This window comes from Snodgrassella sp. W8135 (assembly GCF_016101225.1).
Classification (GTDB): Bacteria; Pseudomonadota; Gammaproteobacteria; order Burkholderiales; family Neisseriaceae; genus Snodgrassella; species Snodgrassella alvi.
Map to the genome: position 1 here is coordinate 179,387 of NZ_JACFQX010000003.1, position 19,885 is coordinate 199,271.

Here is a 19,885-nt window from a genome sequence, read left to right on the forward strand (position 1 = left end):
TGAGGTATCTATGTGATTAATGATTAATTCATTAGAATTTAAGCTAAACAAAGTTCATTGCTGGCGCAGCCGGAGACAAAGATGGTTTTTATATCATCAGGAAGAATGGTATTTTCTACTATTTCATCCAGCCCGGATCCTGATATAAAAAAAGTAGATGTTACTTTCGGTTGTTCCCAGAGAGAATTAAGACTCTTACCTTCAATCAGGATACAATTATTATTATTTCTATATATGACAATCATTGCCACTTCTGCAAATTTATAGTTACTTAGTTGCAATAATAGTATTCATATTTTATGCAATTTTGCTTTTAATATTGTTTTTAAGTTAAGTATGTATATTTATAAATAATTTACTAAATTGTTATAGTTAATTTTTGGGTTGAAATTATTAAATGATAATTAAAATTTAATTTATATATATATCTAAGTTTAATTTTATATTTTTGGTATAAACTGATTTGTCAGGTCAAATATATATTAATGCAAACGCAAATTTCTTTTACTTGATTTTTGGTCGGATGAGGTCATATTGTCTGATTATTTTGCCGGGATTGGAATGATGACAGAAAATAAGATGATGCAAGCAGATCAGTTAACGAGGTTTATGTTTGATGACTGTCCTGTACGTGGTCTGCAAGTGAATTTGCAGCAGGTATGGCGGCATGTGGCAGAAAATAAAATCTATCCTAAGGCAATTCATCAGGCTCTGGGTGAGCTGACTGTGGCTGCGGTATTATTGGCTAGTAATCTGAAATTTGACGGTAATCTGATTGTGCAAGTGCAGGGTAAGGGCGTTTTGAAAATGCTGGTGGCGGAAGCTACATCGGCAGCAACCTGCCGAGCAACAGCACGCTGGGATGAATCTGCTGTCATTGATGACAATATGACACTGGTAGATTTGCTTGGTGAAGGAGGAATGTTTGTACTGACTTTGCAGCCCTCTCAGGGTGAATCCTGGCAGGGTATGGTGGAGCTTAATGGTAGCAGTATTGCTCAGATGCTGATGAATTATATGGCGCGTTCCGAACAGCTGGCTACGTATATTATGCTTGCTGCGGATGATGAACATGCCAGCGGTCTATTACTGCAAAAATTACCCGAACAGGATATAGATGAAGATAGCTGGACAGAGTTATCAGCTTTATCTGAGACGCTTACGGCAGATGAGTTGTTGCGGCTGGATGTGCAGACATTGTTATACAGGCTGTTTCATGAGCATGAGCTAAGGGTGTTTACACCTCAGAATGTTGAATTTTCCTGTACCTGCTCGCGCGCTAAGGTTGGTGATATGCTGCTATTGCTTGGCGGGCAGGAAGTAGGTGAGGCTGTAGCTGAGCAGGGCAGTATTGAGGTGAACTGTGATTTTTGTCATGCACGCTATGTATTTGATGAGGCAGATGTGAATTCTTTGTTTGGTACTGATATTGTGGCTACTGCGCAGGAGGAACTGGCTGCGCGTCAGCTTAATCATTAAAAGTGCATTTATAAAAAATAGCCGGATAAATGTTATCCGGCTATTTTAATGGCTAATACTGATTAAATTCTGATTTAATGCTGCATCAATGTTTCAATTTCTGCGGTAGTTTTAGGTACAGAAGCAGTGAGTACTTCATTACCGGTTTCTGTAATCAGAACGTTGTCTTCAATGCGGATGCCAATATTATGAAATGCCTGAGGTATATCATCTGCTGCGCTGATATATAAACCGGGCTCTATGGTCGTTACCATTCCCGCCTGAAGCAAAATAGGCTGTTCATTGCTGTCAAAACGGCCACCAACATCATGAACATCCAGTCCGAGCCAGTGTCCGAGCCCATGCATATAAAAACGCCGATAAGTCTGAGTTTCAATATTCTGCTCTAGGCTGCCACGGAGTATGCCCAGATCAATTAGCCCCTGGGTTAGCATGCTGATGGCTGTAGCACTGATATTCTGCCAATTTGCCTGTTTTACAGTAGAGGTAATGCTCGCCTGGTTAACAGCCAGTACTATATCGTAGATATCTTTTTGTGCACTGCTGAAACGCCCGCTAACGGGAAAGGTGCGGCTAATATCACCAGCATACATCTGGTATTCGGCACCTGCATCAATCATGAGTAAATCATTTTGCTGCAACTGACAGTTATTGCTGACATAATGCAGACAACAGGCATTTTTGCCCCCGGCAACTATGCTGTTGTACGATGGATAGCGTGCTCCGCGTTGCATGAATTCATGCAGAATTTCTGCCTCTACCTGATATTCATACTGGCCGGTACGAGTAGTCTGCATGGCTCGAATATGAGCTTGTGCACTGATTTCTGCGGCAATGCGCATGATCGACTGTTCATGTTCATCTTTGATAAGACGCATCGGATCGAGGATGCTGGTCAGATTTACCAGACTGTCAGGTGCAATCGTACTGCCATTGGCACTGCGATAATTGGCTATACGGGCAACTTCATACCATAATTCAATGAGCTTAGGGTCATTTTCAGGATATAGTCCACACAATGCGAAGAGTCGTCGGTGACCAGCCAGTGCACGTTTAAGCAAAACCGGCCACTGGTTGATATCATCGGCTGAGTCGAAAGCAAATTGCTCTCGTGCAGCTGTATAACCATAACGGAAACCGTTCCAGATTTCGTGTTCAGGGTCTTTATTGCGGCACAGAAGAGTGGAAGTGTGTTCACGTCCATTCAGTATCAATGCTGCTCCGGGCTCAGGAAAACCGGTCAGGTAATGAAAGTAGCTATCTTGTCTGAAAGGGTATTCTGTGTCATTACTGCGGCGTTGTTCCGGAGCGGCAAATATAATGGCAATGCCATCTTCGCCGATTTTATTCAGTACAGTCTGACGGCGTTGCTGATAAACAGTAATTTCCATTTTAATATTTCTCCCTGCTGATGTTGCGGCGAGCTGTTTGTATTTGACGAGCCAGCCAAAGTGCCAGTGCGGCACCGGTGAGATCGGCTATTGTATCCATTATATCGCCCTCACGTTTAGTGAACAGTGCCTGAATAATTTCGCTGGAAGCAGCCCAGATAATGGCAGTTATAATTAACAGGCGTAGCAGAATCGTGATGCCGGCACTGAAGCAGGCTTTGGACAGGAGCCAGAATTGGCCGAAAAATAGGCCAAAGTGACAGATTTTATCAAATTGCGGAATAGGTACCGGATTACCACTTGCTTTGAAGAATAAAAAATACAGGCTGGCCAGAAACCAGATGGCGGCAAGGAACAGCCATTTATTCATCCATGATGATTTCATAATGAGTCTGTTTCAATTAGCCATTGCTGACACAGGGTAGCCAGACGGTTAAATTTACTGCCGCGCTGTTGAAACAATTGTTGCCATAATTTTACTGTATGTACATCTGGTGCTTCATCAAGGCTGCATTCGTTGAGCCAGAAATCTAAAATTTCAGCGCATTCACCGGCAGAAGCTGTTTGAAAAAGTTCGGTTATAGCTTGCATGAATCAATGGTAATAATATGCTGTTAATGATAAAAACGGACTGAGTAACAGTCCGTTTTATGTTTATTCAGTTTCCAGTACGGCTGTAGTATAAACGTTCTGAACATCATCAAGATCTTCAAGTGCGTCTAATAAACGCTGCATTTTTTCAGCTTCTGCTCCTTGCAGAACGGTTTCATTAACTGCACGCATGGTTACTTCGCCATCGGCCGCGTGCAAACCCGCTGCTTCCAGTGCTTCTTTAATACTGCTGTACTGATAGGGTTCGGTGATGACTTCTTTAGAACCATCTTCCTGTACGATAACGTCTTCAGCACCTGCTTCGAGAGCAGCCTCCATCAGAGTATCTTCATCCACTTCCGGGCTGAAGAGTAAATAGCCCTGATGAACGAACTGAAAGGCTACTGAGCCGTCTGTACCAAGATTGCCGCCATGTTTGGTGAAGGCATGGCGTACATCGGCTACGGTACGGGTTTTATTGTCGGTCAGGCAGTCTACCATAACTGCCGCTCCGCCAATGCCATAACCTTCGTAACGCAGTTCTACATATTCAACACCTTCAAGATTACCTGTACCTTTATCTATTGCCCGCTGAATATTATCTTTGGGCATGTTGGCATCAGTAGCTTTATCCATTGCCAGACGCAGGCGTGGATTGGCATTCGGATCGCCACCGCCCAGACGGGCTGCAATGGTAATTTCTTTAATCAGGCGGGTGAAGATTTTGCCGCGTTTGGCATCCTGACGACCTTTACGATGCTGAATATTGGCCCACTTGCTATGTCCTGCCATTTTAAATTCCTTATTGCTGTGTTGATTTTACGTACCAAAACAATGCCAAAGCTGAGCGCTTTGGCAAGTTTTAATACCATCAAATAATTGAAATATGGTATTAATTTTACCATATTGCTCTTTTATTGAGTAGATTCTATCCGGATAGTATAAACGGCGGGTAATCTGGATTACTGTTTGCCTGCTGAGGTTTGCCAGTATTTGAGCCATGCCTCGCAGCCGGCATGGATAATGGTGCAGGTTTCTGTAAAATTACCGCTGAAATAAGGGTCTGGTACGTAGTCATATTCGCTGTCTGGTAATAAATCGGTAATTTTGTAGACTTTATCCGGACGGCTACACCCAAAAATACGGGATAAGTCTCGCAGGTTTTTATCATCCATAGCAATAATATGATCGTAAATGGCAATATCCTCCGGCTTTACTTCACTACTTTGAAAATCATTAGTACTGATTTGTTTTGCGTGCAGAATTTCTTTGGTTCCTGAGTGCATGTCTTCACCATTGTGCCAGCCGGAAGTACCGGCACTGGCAATTTCAATCTGTTCACTCAGACCTTTTTTTGTTACCAGGTCGCGCAGAATGTATTCTGCCATGGGAGAACGGCAGATATTACCCAGACAGACAAATAATACTTTAGTTGCAGCCATCAGTGACTCCGTGGAAAAAGTGGGTTATGCCCGACCATATTGATAGATTGGGCATAATTAGGCAATTGGGCCTGTACACTGATTGGTTCATGTAACAGGCGAATATTTTCAACATTGCACTCAGCCAGCAGATCAATGAAATTTTGTATTATGCTGTCAATGTTGTCTGCCTGTGTTAGCGGCCAGCGGAAAATTTGTGGCTGAAGTTCAAATACACTGTCGGTTGCGTTGAAACCAAATAATATATTCCCACCTTCCTGAGCAGCAATAACTACTCCAACCCGCGGACTTTGCAGGCGAATCGCCCGGATAGCATTAGTCGTAAAGACATCACAGGCCATTCGCAGACGCATGGCACTGCCAGAGCGTAAGGCGTTTAATGGTGATTGTGGCGCAAGCGGGTTGATAAACAGCGTAGCACCGGCTGTAGCCAGATGAGTTTGCCAGACTTGCATGAGCGGCAGGGCAGTATCTGCCAGATTGTAGTTAAGGGCAGACTGAATGTCTGGTCCGGAAAAACCAAGGGCATAAAAAACCTGTACTGATTGTCCGCTTTCAACTATCAGTGGTGTTTTAGGTAACTGACCGAGAAAATCTGCGGCCATTTGTTGATTTTGTTTAGCAGCATACCATTGACTGGCTTTGATATGGGTCAGGGTAGTATCACTCACAAGATGAGATGCCCATTGAATTTTATTCCATTCATCAGACCATGGACGGTTTTTGAAGATTTCAGCAATGGCATCTGCGGGCATGCTGTCTGGCAGAGAGATATTTTCTTTAGCACCACCTACTATTATCACGGGCAAGGCCAGCCATTGTACTTCTGTCTGATTACGTGCTTGTAATACAGTTTCCATACTGTTCCACAGTGCATTGTAAATATCACTATTGGCCGCCATAGCCAGTGCTACAGAAAGGTTGGTATAGTGATTTTGTGCCAGCATACGGCTGATTTCAGTTTGCAGGCTCTCACGGGCAAGGGTAGTTTGTGCTTTTGATGCAGGTGTTACCAGACTGGCTGCATGCAGCAGCAGTTCGTTTTTAACCTGATCGGTAGGAAATGCGCGGGTATCAGGCAAACAATGATGGGTGTTCATGATGTTTGATCGGTTTTATTTAGTAGGCTTAGTAAATATTCTATTGTAACAAATTAGTTTTGTCTGAAATGTATATACTGATATTTGTCTGATATTTTGTGCTTGCGGCAAAAGCTGTACAACAAGCAAACATATGACTATCCGGCTTGAAACTGAAATGTGCTGCCCATATTTTAAATTAACAACAATCATATATTTGGGCTTTTGAGAAAATTATGAAACAGACACACAGTTTTCAGACTGAAGTAAAACAGTTGTTACAGTTGATGATTCATTCTTTATACAGCAATAAAGAAATCTTTTTGCGGGAACTGATTTCCAATGCTGCCGATGCGTGCGATAAATTGCGCTTTGAGTCTCTGAATGATGCTTCTTTGCTGGGAGATGATACAGAATTCAGGATTAAAGTTACTGCTGATGCAGAAGCTAAAACCATTACAGTATCAGATAATGGTATCGGTATGACTGAAGCCGATATTATTGAACATCTGGGCACCATTGCTAAATCCGGTACCAAAGCATTTCTGGAAAAACTGACTGGCGACGATAAAAAAGATGCCAATCTTATCGGGCAGTTTGGTGTAGGTTTTTATTCTGCATTTATCGTGGCTGATAAGGTAACTGTTGAAAGCCGCAGGGCAGGTGCTGCTGAAAATCAAGCTGTACGCTGGGTGAGTGCTGGTGACGGCGAATTTACTGTTGAACCGATTAGTAAGTCTGCCCGTGGTACAGATGTAATTCTGCATCTTAAAGATGATGAAAAAGATTTGTTGTCTGACTGGACTTTGCGCCGGATTGTAACGACTTATAGTGATCATATTTCTGTGCCGATTTATATGAAGAAAGCGCCTGAATATGATGAAGAAGGTAATGTAAAAGTTTCAGATGAGCTGGAAGTGGTTAATCAGGCTCAGGCTTTATGGCAACGGCCGAAAAATGAAATTACCGATGAGCAGTACCAGACTTTCTATCGTCATGTATCACACGATTATGATGATGCTTTAGCGTGGACACATTTCCGTGTGGAAGGACGGCATGAATACACCGGATTGCTGTACATTCCGAAACATGCACCATTTGATTTATATGAGCGTGAACCTAAGCATGGTGTACAGTTATATGTAAAACGTGTATTCATTATGGATGATGCGAAAAAGCTGATGCCTTCTTATCTGCGTTTTATTCGCGGAGTGATCGACAGCAGCGATTTGCCTTTGAATGTATCCCGTGAAATTTTGCAGGAAAGCCGTGATCTGGATGCAATTCGCTCTGGCAGTGTTAAAAAAGTATTGTCTCTTTTAGAAGATCTGAAGAAAAATCAGCCGGAAAAATATGCTGAATTCTGGCAGGTGTTCGGTAATACACTGAAAGAAGGTATTGCTGAAGATTTCACTAATAAAGACAAAATAGCTGGTTTATGCCGGTTTGCCTCTACGCATAATGATAGTAGTGAGCAAAATGTTACTCTGGCTGATTATATTGGTCGGATGAAAGAGGGGCAGGAGAAAATTTACTATATTACTGCCGATAGTTATGCTGCTGCCAAAAATAGCCCGCATCTGGAAATTTTCCTGAAAAAAGGTGTTGAGGTACTGCTGCTGACTGACCGTGTGGATGAATGGGTGGTAAACAGCTTATCTGAATTTGACGGCAAGGGTTTGGTAAGTGTAGCCAAGGGTTCACTGGACTTAGGTAATCTGGCTGATGAGGAAGAAAAAGCAGCTCAGGCTAAAACAGAAGAAGACAATAAGGAACTGGTAGAGCAGATTAAAACTGCTCTGGGTGATAAAGTTGACGCTGTTCGTGCTACTGCCCGTTTGACAGAAAGTCCGGCATGTCTGGTTGTTGGTGAGCATGATATGAGCCAGCATCTGGCAAGAATGCTGGAAGCTTCCGGCGCAGCCGGTCAAATTCCGCAGACCAAACCAACACTGGAAATCAATCCGGATCATCCTTTGATTAAGAAAATTGCTTCTGAGCAGGACGAAGTACAGCGCAATGAACTGGCTGAGCTGGTATATGATCAGGCTTTGCTGGCTGAAGGCGGTAAACTGGAAAATCCGGCGGCATTTGTAAAACGCATGAATCATTTATTGCTGACACTAAATCAGTAATATTGTTTTTATCAGACCAAAAGAGCTGCTTTATCACAAGCAGCTCTTTTGTTTTACCTGTCGGTAATTTTTTGCTGAACAGATAAAAATGTAATTTATTAAATAAGAATAGTATTTCCGTAATTAAATAGTAGTATTACAGTTGAGAGAATATTAAATTTTCTGATTGTGATAGATGATAATCTATAGTTAATCACTGATATATCACAAAATATTGATAATTATAAATAATTAAATTATTAGATGAAAATTATCAGTAAATGAACTGTGATTATATTCAAATTAATCTCTAAAATTTAACGATAGTCAAACAATATTAAGGTAAATTCTGTAATATTATTTAAATAAAATTATTTATGTTAAACTTAATGAAGTTTTTTTGTATTTAATTAAAATTTTTAAATTAGTAATTAATATATCTATAGGTTATTTATGGACGAGAGTACTGAAAAAAAATGTGATTTTTCCGATATGGGGCTTAGTGATGCATGGCTGTTCAGATTCAAATTTTATGAAGAAAATGGTATACCAAAGTTTTTCAAACAAACAGATAAATATGTAAAAAATTTTAAAAGTTTACCATTTAAGTCACAAATGACGATGGCGATGAACTGGAAAGCATTCTTTTTTGGTCCTTTCTATTATTTTTATTTAGGTATGTGGCGTAAAGCGCTAACTATATTGTTATTTTTAACAGTACTAGATTTATTACTAATACTGCTTCTTTCTAAAGCAGCAGCAGGTTGTTGTTATGCAATCTTTTGGGCTGTTATGACTAATCCTATTTATTATGTACATAGAACTAAAAAATCCAAATCTTTTAATCCTTTTGAAGGAATGCAGATTTAATATAATAAATATTTAATTTATATAAAAATTATATATTGAGTTTACTAAAATTCAATAAATATTATTTTATTTATTATTGATGAAAAATAGATATTTAATTTATTAATCCCATATTGTTTTCTATTAATTCAAAAACAGCATCAATGCCAGTTGGCATTGATGCTGTTATGATATATACACTTTGTACATATTTATTTATTTATACTTTTTTATGATATATCTGAATAATATATGCCAGAATTAAAAATGCCAGAAAAGGTAAACCAAATAATAAGGTAGCATGAAATATCGGGGTAAACCATGTGGTGATCATGATGCTGATGATTGCCAATAAACCGGCTATAGTGACAAATGGAAAACCGGGTACACGGAATTTTAGTTTTTGCTGTTGCCGCTGCATCCGGATGCGAAAACACAGATGTGTCAGAAATACTGCCCCCCAGCTGAATAATGCACCAAACATAGACAAAGCTATCATAACCGGAAAAGCCGTTTCCGGATTTAAAATATAAACCAGTGCGGCGACAGCGATACCGGCAGAGGATAAAGCCAGTGCATTCAGTGGTACGCCATTACTTTTTACTTTACCGAATATTTGTGGTGCTTCGTTAGCACGAGACAGGCTGAACATCATACGAGTGGCAATATAGAGCATACTGTTCATGGCTGAAAGTGCAGCAACAATGACAATAAAGTTCAGAATACTGTCGGCAAATGGTATACCTACATTTTTCATTACGCTGACAAACGGGCTGGTGCTTCCTTCTTTAATTAATTCCTGCCACGGTACCAGCATGACAATCAGACTGAGTGCAAGCAGATAAAATATCAATAGCCTTGCAAAAGTTCCTTTAAACGCGGTTTTAACTGCCTGTTCAGGATTGGTGGCTTCACCTGCGGCTATAGCGATCATTTCAATACCGAGATAGCTGAATATGGAAATAATCACACCGGTCCAGATACCGGAAAATCCATGCGGAGCAAAACCGCCGCTGAACATGTTTTGTTCAATTCTGCTGATACTGCTTTGCGTTAGTAATACACTGACGGCCAGTACAATAAATACGATAATGGCAAAAATTTTAATGGTGGAAAACCAGTATTCAACTGAACCGAAAGCTTTGACACTATAGGCATTAACGCCGATCAGGCAGCATGAAAACACTGCAATCCATATCCATGAATCAACCTGTGGAAACCAGAATTTCATGTATTCAGCAATGGCAGTGACTTCCGTACCCACAGCCAGAACAATACAGGCCCAGTAACTGTAACGCACCAGAAAACCAGCCAGAGGATGCAGATAAAATTCTGCATAAGCACCAAAAGAACCCGAAGTAGGGTGCTGCACAGTCATTTCTGCCAGACATCCCATTAAAGCCAGTGCAATCATGCCGCCCAGTGCATAACTGATGATAACAGCAGGGCCGGCAAAGCCAATGGCAAATTTGCTGCCTAGAAATAAGCCGGTTCCTATTGCTCCGCCAATGGCAATCATGCTCATCTGACCGGCGGATAGCTTTTTGTGTAATCCTGTTTCCCGAGACTGAATACGCTCGAAATTACCCATCGTTTTTCCTTAAGATGAGAAGCATAAGCCGAGCAGAATATTCATGCCCGGCCTGTACCTGTGTGGATTAAAGAAATGCAAATCAGGTTACCTGTCCGCGCGTGTGAAACTGTGGCTGTGCCCACTCCTCATTAATTAATACCTGTTTCAGATGCTGAACAGCATGCCAGATATCGGTATAGCTCAGATACAAAGGTGTAACTCCCAGGCGAATCACTTCCGGTTCGCGATAATCTCCGATTACACCGCGGGCAATCAGAGCCTGAACTATGGCATAACCATGAGGGTGACGTAGGCTGACATGGCTGCCACGGTGAGCATGTTCACGCGGTGTAATCAGCGTTAAATTATGTCCGGCACATTCCTGCTCAGTAAGGGCAATCAGTAAATCAGTTAGTTGCAGAGATTTGTGCCGTAATGACTGCATATCTGTTTGCAAAAAGATATCTACGCCGCTTTCTATCAGGCTCATAGATACAATTGGCTGTGTACCGCATAAATAACGACGGATATTGTCTGCGGGTGTATAGCTTTCAGCCATATCAAACGGCCGCGCATGACCCCACCAGCCGGATAATGGCTGGCTGAATGCAGTCTGATAACGCTCATTTACCCACAGCATAGCAGGTGCGCCGGGTCCGCCGTTCAAATATTTGTAAGTACAACCAATAGCAAAATCACTGTTACTGGCATTCAGATCAATAGGTACAGCACCGATTGAATGACACAAATCCCAGATAAGTAATGCACCATGCGAATGTACCAGTGCATTGTTTGCTGCCATGTCATGCAGGTAGCCGGTACGATAGTTAACATGAGATAACACTACAACAGCAGTGTTTTCATTAATACGGGCGGGCAGATCTGCCGGTGTATCTATTAGATGAAGCTGATAACCCTGATTAATCAGAGCCATGAAACCTTCAATCATATAAATATCGGTAGGGAAAGAATCACGCTCAGCGATAATGATTTTACGATTATTGTCATTATTCTGCTGAATATGGATGGCTGTGGCCAATACTTTAAACAGATTCAGGCTGGTTGTATCGGTAACAACGGTTTCATTTTCCTGAGCACCAATCAGCTGACCGACTTTATTGCCTAATCGAACCGGTAAATCCCACCAGCCGGCTTTATTCCAGCTATTAATCAGATCGGTACCCCATTGCTGATTAATCACTGCCTGAGCATTTTCTGCAGCTTTTCTGGGTTTCGCACCCAAAGAATTACCATCCAGATATATAACCCCTTGTGGTAATTCAAACTGATTTTTTAGGGGAGCCAGAATATCGGCGGCATCCCATTGCTGACATTGTTCTAGTGTAATCATTTTGTGCCGGTTGAATTTCAAAATGAATAGTGTACTGAATTGTTGCCAGTTATGGCGAATAAAATTTAAATTAATTTATCCGAATATTTATCTTAATCAATCTGTGTCAAGATAGATAAATATTATTCTGTTTTATTCTGCTGGCTGCCGATTTTAAATATTTGTGCCACTATACCCATTATCAGGATGATAGCCGCCAGTATGCTGGTATATATTACTGCATATTTATAGGTTCCTTCGATAATCATAATAATAATCGAAGCAATAATCAGCCCGATAACCAGATAAGTCAGCCATGGAAAGCACCACATTTTAAATGTCAGTGTCTGCCCTTGTTTTTCCAGTTTTTTTCGCAGAAATAATTGTGAGCAGCTGATAGCGAGATAAACATACAGGGCAATCGTACCGGTAGCAGTCATCAGTACATCGTAAACATCCATTTTGGCGGTAGCGGTGAGATACACTGCAAACAGGGTAAAGATACAGGAAATAAGCACGCCAATTTGCGGACTGCCATTTTTCGAGGTATAGGACATGATCCGATGAGCATCACCGCGTTTTGCCAATGAATATAACATGCGCGAACAGGTATACAGAGCTGAATTAAAACAGCTTAAAACCGAAGTAAGGACAACAAAGTTGACGATATGACGTGCCTGAGGAATTCCCAGCGAGGTTAATACTACACTGTATGTTCCCCATGTGGCATCATTCAGCCGCGGGTCGTTATACGGAATCAGACAAACGGTAATAAAAATCGAACCTACATAAAACAGGATGATGCGCCAGACGACAGATTTTGTGGCTTTACGAATTTCTGTAGCCGGATGGTTGGATTCTGCAGCAGCAACAGTAACGATTTCAGCACCAATATAGGCAAACATAACACCCAGCAATGCTGTTACCACAGATGATGATCCTTTAGGCATGAATCCCTGATCAGTTAAGTGTGTCCAGCCTTTTGCATCTGCCTGACCCCACGGCCATAAATAGATAATAGCCAGACTGCCTACAATCAGAAACAATACAATGGCGACTACTTTGATTAAAGCAAACCAGAATTCAAATTCCCCGTAATTTTTAACATCCATCAGATTGATAACAACCAGAGCTACGGTTACTGCCAGCATATAGCTCCAGATGGGAAATACAGGAAACCAGTTATTAAGAATTTTACCGGCTACATAGGCTTCCCAGCCCATGAGCAATGCCCAGAAAAACCAGTATAACCAGCCAATGCTGAAACCTGCCCAGCGGCCGATAGCAGTATCGGCATATGTGGAAAAAGAACCGCTATCTGGATGCGCTACAGCCATTTCTCCTAACATGCGCATAATCAGCATGACCAGAAGACCGCCGGCACCATAGGCAAGAATGGCTGCGGGTCCCGTATGGTAAATTACAGAGCCGGAGCCAATAAATAAAGCCCCTCCGATCACGCCGGCAATAGAAATCATAGTCAGATGGCGTGATTTAAGTCCGTTTTTCAGTGTGGATGATGTGCTCAAATTAATTCTCCTCTGGAAAAAGTAATATCAGACTGAAACACCTTTAGCAGGCTGAATTCAGTCAACAATGTCCCATCCTGATTTATGCAGTGCATTCAGGATTTTTATAATTGTGAAGAAAGCGGCAGCGAAGCAGATTATGGCTGCCGCGGATTCAGGAATTACTGGTCAACGCCGGCAAGAAGTACATATTTAATTTCAACGTAATCTTCTATACCGTATTTAGAACCTTCCCGACCAAGACCGGATTGCTTGACGCCGCCAAAAGGTGCTGCTTCATTTGACAGCAGTCCTGTATTGATGGCTACCATGCCATAATCCAGATTTTCGCTGACGCGTACTATTCTGCCGATATCACGGCTGTAGAAATAACTGGCTAGCCCGAATTCGGTGTCATTAGCCCAGCTGACAACTTCGTCTTCGCTTTCAAAACGAAATACCGGCGCCAGCGGACCGAAAGTTTCCTCACGAGCAACTTTCATGTCCTGAGTAACATTTTTCAGTAATGTAGGCTGGAAAAATAATTCACCGTGATTATCTGCGGTTCCGCCGGTAACGATTTCCGCCCCTTTGCCAATAGCATCAGTAATATGTTCCTGAACTTTGTTAACCGCACCTGCATCGATTAATGGTCCGACAGTTACGCCCTGATCCAGTCCGTTGCCTATTTTCAGTTTGGCAATGGCCTGAGCCAGTTTATCCACGAATTCATCATATACAGCACTTTGTACGTACAACCGGTTGGCACATACGCAGGTCTGGCCGGCATTGCGGAATTTGGAAATCATCGCACCTTCTACGGCTGCATCGATATCAGCATCATTGAAGACGATAAATGGTGCATTACCACCCAGTTCCATCGATACTTTTTTTACTGTACCGGCGCACTGAGCAATCAGTTTACGACCTACTTCTGTAGAACCGGTAAAACTGAATTTTTTTACCCGATCGTCTTCAGTTAATACTTTACCGATTTCACTGGAGCTGCCGGTAATGACATTGACTACTCCGGGCGGGATGCCGGCACGCTGTGCCAGCTCAGCAATGGCCAGTGCAGATAATGGTGTTTGCGAGGCCGGACGAATAACAAAAGTACAGCCGGCAGCCAGAGCCGGAGCAATCTTGCGGGTAATCATTGCATTCGGAAAGTTCCACGGCGTAATGGCTGCACATACGCCGATTGGCTGCTTAAGTACCATAATCCGTTTGTCATTTGACGGTGCGGGTATGGTATCACCATAAATACGTTTGGCTTCTTCTGAATACCATTCCAGATAAGATGCACCATAAGCAATTTCACCTTTAGCCTCAGCCAGCGGCTTTCCCTGTTCTGAAGTCAGGATAATGCCCAGATCTTCCTGATGCTGCATCATTAGTTCAAACCAGCGGCGCAGAAGATTGCTGCGTTCTTTGGCTGATTTGGCTTGCCATGGTTTCAATGCTGCATGTGCTGCTGCTACAGCACGTTCAGCTTCTGCTGTACCCATGCGGGGCACGTCTGCCAGATTGTTTCCGGTAGCCGGATTGATAACTGAAATAACTGCGCCATTATCGGCGTTCAGCCATTGTCCATTTATATAACACTGGGTTTTTAATAATGCAGAATCATGCAATTGCATAGTTTTTTCCTAAAAAACTGAAACAGACATGGCAGACTGCCGGTAAAATATTCAACCGGAGCAGCCTGCACACAATGAATATTATTGAGCCTGACGCAGGGCAGTTTCAAGTATATTCAAGGCTTCATCAAATACATGATCTTCAATAGTAAGCGGATAGAGACAACGAATTACGTTGTAATACTGTCCGCAGGTCAGAATCATCAGACCGTTTTCCAGTGCCAGTTGCTGTACTTTTTTGGTTCGTTCAGCATCTGGTTCTGAGGTGCCTGGTTTAACTAATTCAATAGCGACCATAGAGCCTGGTCCGCGTACTTCTGCAATAGACGGAATAACTTCTTTTAAATTTTTAAAGCGTTCTTTTAATCTGTTCCCCAGAATATTGGCGCGCTCACATAGTTTTTCTTCTTCGATAACATCAATAACTGCATCAGCAGCAGCCAGTCCCAGCGGACTGCCGGCGTAAGTACCGCCCAAGCCGCCTACTACAGGAGCATTCATTATGGCTTCTTTGCCTACTACACCGGAAAGTGGAAAACCGCCGGCCAGAGATTTGGCAATGGTCATTAAATCTGGCTGTACACCGGTCAATTCGGTAGCAAACATTTTTCCGCTACGGGCAAAGCCAGACTGAATTTCATCAAAAATCAGCACAATTCCGTGTTCATCTGCCAGCTGGCGTAAGGCACGCAGAAATTCATTTGGTGTAACATTAAAGCCGCCTTCACCCTGAACTACTTCGATAATAATAGCAGCAATATCACTGGGTGCCAGATGGCATTTGAAAATATTATGAAGACCATGCAAGGCATCTTCAATGCTAACGCCATGCAGTGCATTCGGATAAGGTGCATGTACGATATCAGCAGGGAATGGCCCGAAATCTACTTTATAGGGTGCGATTTTGCCAGTTAAAGCCATAGTGAGATTGGTACGGCCATGAAAGGCACCGTTAAATGCAATTACACCACGTCTTTTGGTATAGGCACGGGCAATTTTAATGGCATTTTCAACAGCTTCAGCACCAGAGGTAACAAACATTGTGCGTTTGTCGCCGGCAATAGGTGCTCTGGCATTAATTTTTTCGGCAACCTTAGCATACAGCTCATATGGAACAGTATTAAAACAGGTATGCGAAAATTTCTGCAGTTGATCAGCTACTGCTTTTTGTACTTTGGGATGCAGATGACCAGTATTCAAAACGCCGATGCCTCCGGCAAAGTCAATATAACGCTTACCTTCAGGAGTCCAGAACTCAGCGTTTTTAGCGTGATCAATATAAAAATCGCACATGAAACCGACGCCACGAGGGGCTGCGGCCAGTTGACGCTGACGAACATTGCTTGTTTGACTCATAATATTTTCTCCAATAAAGTGCAGACCGGCCTAAGCAGGTTTTTACTAATATCAACGGTATGATATGTGTTCTGACAATATAATTAACTGACTGAATATATCAGTCTTATAATTGATTGGTTTATTCGGTTAAATTACGGGATTAAATTTATACTGTCAATCTGGATAAATATTCTGCTAACGTAGAATATTGAAAAAAATTCAATAAGAATGAAATTAAATGTTTTTATAATTGGTATTATTAGCAATTAATATTAATTATAAATATTATTTTATGAATTAATTGCTTAATTTATGCGTATATTCTTAATTGCTGAGCGTCTGCAGGCAGGCAAATAAAGTGCTGCCTTATTTGATTATTGATTTCAATGATGTATAGATGTCAGTGTTAATTAAAAAGGCTAAACCGGTTGGGTTTAGCCTGATAGATATTGGGGTCGTATAGTGTTATTCAGTTGAAACTAATCAATACTGCTGTTAAGAAACTATTTTGGTATGGACTGGTTTAGCAATAATGAGACAGAAAATAAATAAAACAGATACCATTGCAAGTGCAATCGCATAAATCATATGGTAGCCGAAGTTGGCAGAAATTACGTCCTGTAACAAACCAAGCAGAATAGTACTGTATAAAGGCAATTGTTAAACAAATTAGAAATTAAATAGTTCAATTGGGAAGCTGATCCTGAAAATACAAGATACAGACATTGGCACACTTGATTAATTTTAATTTTTATTGAACATGTTGAAGTAAGTTTGGTTAACGAAACAACTATTGTAACTCCCACTCTTTTTTGATGGCTTCAATTGATGGATTAGACTTTATTTTACCATTTACAAATACCAGCGGTGGAGCCATTGTTCTGACATATTGATATCTTTTAATCATCTGATTTATTTCTCTTTCTGACATAATGTTTTTCTGTCTGAAATTGTAACTATTAGTTCGGGTCGCAGGAATATTCTGTTTATTTAGTTCTGTGACCAGATAATCAGCAACCTTTGCCTGCTGTGACGGACAATTGACTGGAGCCACAATGACAATTCCCTTACTTTCGGGAAGATTATCTGATATATCCAGAAAACCATATTGATCAGTTCTGGATTTAATATCCTGAACAAATATTCTTTTTTCTTGTATGCTTTTATGCCATTGATAACCCGCAAAACACAGGGCACAGGATGCTACTACTGTTAGAATGATTCTTTTCATTAATCTTCCTCTTTTTGAAATTATCCGGCTATTTACAAATGTATATGCTTAATATCAAAGTAGAGCCAAGCAAAAATAAAGTACGGGTTTATCAATTGGTTTTGTATTATGAAGATTGTAAACTTTCCTTGTTTTATTCGCAATATTTTGTATATTAATGTTAATTAAAAAACAATTTGTTAAATTTAAGTAGGCTTTTTATCACTGAATGATGGAGAATTTGTTTTTCTTTCTAAATTGTCTGAGTAATTCAGAGAAGCTCCTATTATTCTTTTGATAATAAGGTTACCGCTGCATGAATATCTGTATCATTGAAAACAATAGATGGGACTTTCCTCAAGTTCTATAGAAATTTTTTTACTGAAATGCTTATTGCGCAATAAGTTTTGCTCTAACTTCGTTTTTAAAGTATTCCGGGCGGCTGTTACTGCACGTACAGCTTCTGTGGTAACCATTTTAGGATTATCAGCCAGTTTTTCACCGATTGCAGGATTGGATACAGGTATGATTTTTTATCATCAGCATTTAACCATTCACCATCAACTTAGCACTGGGTTTTGAATAATTTAGAATCATACAATTGCGTTTTATTTTCCCTGAAATATGACTATTTAAACGTTTACAACTGTTAAACGATAATATAATTGTGTCGGATAGTTTAAGAAAATATTTGTTTGTTAATGCGGATTTTTGGCGGTATGAATTTATTTATTACTACAGTGCTTTATTGATATTGATAATAGATGTTTTAAGATAAGTCTATAGTCAGTTTTAGAACCTTGTTAGAATGGTGATTACGGTGCTGATCAGTGATTAACCTTTGAGGGCGATTTAATTGTTGAAGGCGGTGGTTGAATAATCAGGCACAAGATGAAAGATAAAATTACCATGGCTAAAGAAATGGTATAGATACTCTGATGGCCGAAGTTGGCCGAAATTACGCCCTGCAACATACCGGCCAGAATAATACTGCAAGAAATACAGTTATTAAACAATGTAGAAGCAACACCCGTACGTTTAGGTAATAAATCCTGGAAATAAATCAGGCCGATACTGGCTATTATGCCGATAAATAAACCATTAAAGAATTGTAAACCAATCAGCATCCATTCGTTTTGGGTCGAAACCATACCGATATAAAATATGATGCCGCAAATGACTGCAAAACAAATCAGATTTTTATTACCAAAGCGCGGTACCAGCATGCTGGCAATCAGCATAGCGGGAATTTCAATGGCAGCAGCTATGCCCATCAAATGTCCGGGCAGTGACGGTGAACCGGGCAGAATGTCATCGATATATAAAGGCATATCAATCAAATACATCATATTGGCTGTACCCATACTGATTGAAGCGATAAACAGCAAAATGACATTAGGATTATTGAAAATCTTTTCTTTTGGCTCTTGTTTTTTAGTAACAGATGCTGGACGTTTTATGACAGGAAAGCACAGAAAAACGATCAGCATGGCAACAAAAAACATAGCTGCCGCACTCAGATACATAATGGTAAATCCGTAATTCACGGCTAATGCAAATGATAATGGCGGACCGATTACCCAGGCCAGTGACAATTGCGCCCGTAAAATACCATTAAAAACGACAACGTTACGGCCAGTTTTATCTGTATATTCACGTGCGGATGCAAAAATTTGCGGCATAGCTGCAGAGGTAAAAGCTGAAAAAAATATGCCTACGGTAACGAGGATAAAGTATTGGCGCGAAAATGCAAATGTAATGCAATTTCCTATGCCCATTAGACAACAAAATAGAATAATATTCCGTCGAACACCTTTATTATCAGAGTATTGTGCCAGCAGAAAGCTGATGACAATGCCGGCAACGGCATTGATTGAGTAAAACAAACCTACCTGATATGGATTAACCTTCACATCTTCGGCAAGATAACGGCTGAGTGTCGGTGCCTGCAATGCACCGGCAATACCAATAATAAATGCGGCAACCAGAAAAGAACCCAGAATAATATAAGCCTTTTGTTTTATCGCAAGGTTTTCTTCCATAACTGACTTTTCTATTCTGAAAAGAATGAGTTATATCATAAATCATGGTTATAGGTATTTAAAACTCTTAATAAAAATGTCATATTTTATTTAATAAAGCACATAAGTTATTGTTAATTTGTTAATTAAATTTCAAATTTGAATATTTATTAAATTTAAATTTATTGATAGTAAATATAAATACAGTATATATGAAATCGTGTTTGATAAAAAATAGCAATATGATTATAAAAGCCGATAATTTTTATCTAAAAATAATTGGCAGAGACCAGTGTTTGTATAAAAAATATTTGATTATT

General features: G+C 40.6%; 16 protein-coding genes. 3 read left to right on the plus strand and 13 right to left on the minus strand.

Features of this window, described 5'->3' with window-relative positions:
- The first annotated feature begins 564 nt into the window (after nucleotides 1-564).
- Nucleotides 565-1,479, plus strand: coding sequence for an Hsp33 family molecular chaperone HslO (hslO, locus tag H3T75_RS08180; RefSeq protein ID WP_198211494.1), 915 nt, complete (start codon nucleotides 565-567; stop codon nucleotides 1,477-1,479).
- A gap of 74 nt (nucleotides 1,480-1,553) precedes the next feature.
- Here hslO and H3T75_RS08185 read toward each other — a convergent pair whose 3' ends face one another.
- The 6 genes from H3T75_RS08185 to H3T75_RS08210 form a co-directional block, all read right to left on the minus strand.
- Nucleotides 1,554-2,870: an aminopeptidase P N-terminal domain-containing protein gene (locus H3T75_RS08185; protein WP_198211467.1), complete on the minus strand. Its 1,317-nt coding sequence runs from the start codon at nucleotides 2,868-2,870 to the stop codon at nucleotides 1,554-1,556.
- 1 nt (nucleotide 2,871) lies between these two features.
- Entirely contained in the window at nucleotides 2,872-3,255 is a 384-nt protein-coding gene (locus H3T75_RS08190) for a VanZ family protein (protein WP_174829945.1), read from the minus strand.
- Nucleotides 3,252-3,461, minus strand: a complete 210-nt coding sequence (locus tag H3T75_RS08195; protein ID WP_025330322.1) for a hypothetical protein — start codon at nucleotides 3,459-3,461, stop codon at nucleotides 3,252-3,254. Before H3T75_RS08195 ends, H3T75_RS08190 begins: the two co-directional genes overlap by 4 nt.
- Nucleotides 3,462-3,524: 63 nt before the next feature.
- Complete coding sequence (locus H3T75_RS08200) at nucleotides 3,525-4,253, minus strand: YebC/PmpR family DNA-binding transcriptional regulator (protein ID WP_174829946.1); 729 nt, start codon at nucleotides 4,251-4,253, stop codon at nucleotides 3,525-3,527.
- Between the two features lie 170 nt (nucleotides 4,254-4,423).
- The gene (locus tag H3T75_RS08205) at nucleotides 4,424-4,903 is read right to left on the minus strand and encodes a low molecular weight protein-tyrosine-phosphatase (RefSeq protein WP_174829947.1); all 480 of its coding nucleotides are present in this window, start codon (nucleotides 4,901-4,903) and stop codon (nucleotides 4,424-4,426) included.
- Nucleotides 4,903-6,003, minus strand: coding sequence for a conjugal transfer protein (locus H3T75_RS08210; protein ID WP_174829948.1), 1,101 nt, complete (start codon nucleotides 6,001-6,003; stop codon nucleotides 4,903-4,905). The genes H3T75_RS08205 and H3T75_RS08210 overlap by 1 nt, the downstream gene beginning before the upstream one ends.
- Before the next feature lie 215 nt (nucleotides 6,004-6,218).
- Between H3T75_RS08210 and htpG the strand changes: the two genes are divergently transcribed.
- Both htpG and H3T75_RS08220 read left to right on the plus strand, forming a co-directional pair.
- Entirely contained in the window at nucleotides 6,219-8,117 is a 1,899-nt protein-coding gene (gene htpG / locus H3T75_RS08215) for a molecular chaperone HtpG (RefSeq protein ID WP_025330326.1), read from the plus strand.
- 432 nt (nucleotides 8,118-8,549) lie between these two features.
- Entirely contained in the window at nucleotides 8,550-8,966 is a 417-nt protein-coding gene (locus tag H3T75_RS08220) for a DUF2628 domain-containing protein (RefSeq protein ID WP_198211468.1), read from the plus strand.
- 199 nt (nucleotides 8,967-9,165) lie between these two features.
- On the opposite strand, the gene H3T75_RS08225 is transcribed toward H3T75_RS08220, so the two are convergent.
- From H3T75_RS08225 to H3T75_RS08255, 7 genes are all read right to left on the minus strand, one after another.
- A complete protein-coding gene (locus H3T75_RS08225) occupies nucleotides 9,166-10,536 on the minus strand; it encodes an amino acid permease (protein WP_198211469.1) in 1,371 nt (456 codons plus the stop codon).
- A gap of 82 nt (nucleotides 10,537-10,618) precedes the next feature.
- Nucleotides 10,619-11,869, minus strand: coding sequence for a kynureninase (gene kynU, locus H3T75_RS08230; protein WP_084549772.1), 1,251 nt, complete (start codon nucleotides 11,867-11,869; stop codon nucleotides 10,619-10,621).
- A 122-nt stretch (nucleotides 11,870-11,991) separates the two neighbouring features.
- Nucleotides 11,992-13,377 (minus strand): amino acid permease, encoded by a 1,386-nt coding sequence (locus H3T75_RS08235; protein WP_232339965.1) that lies wholly within the window; start codon nucleotides 13,375-13,377, stop codon nucleotides 11,992-11,994.
- A gap of 161 nt (nucleotides 13,378-13,538) precedes the next feature.
- Nucleotides 13,539-14,996, minus strand: coding sequence for an NAD-dependent succinate-semialdehyde dehydrogenase (locus H3T75_RS08240; RefSeq protein WP_174831402.1), 1,458 nt, complete (start codon nucleotides 14,994-14,996; stop codon nucleotides 13,539-13,541).
- 81 nt (nucleotides 14,997-15,077) lie between these two features.
- Complete coding sequence (gene gabT, locus H3T75_RS08245) at nucleotides 15,078-16,352, minus strand: 4-aminobutyrate--2-oxoglutarate transaminase (protein ID WP_084549774.1); 1,275 nt, start codon at nucleotides 16,350-16,352, stop codon at nucleotides 15,078-15,080.
- 772 nt (nucleotides 16,353-17,124) lie between these two features.
- Entirely contained in the window at nucleotides 17,125-17,565 is a 441-nt protein-coding gene (locus H3T75_RS08250; RefSeq protein ID WP_084549776.1) for a hypothetical protein, read from the minus strand.
- An 806-nt stretch (nucleotides 17,566-18,371) separates the two neighbouring features.
- Nucleotides 18,372-19,586 carry a sugar efflux transporter gene (locus H3T75_RS08255; protein ID WP_198211470.1) on the minus strand — a complete coding sequence of 405 codons (1,215 nt, stop codon included), beginning with the start codon at nucleotides 19,584-19,586 and terminating at the stop codon, nucleotides 18,372-18,374.
- Between the last annotated feature and the right edge of the window lie 299 nt (nucleotides 19,587-19,885).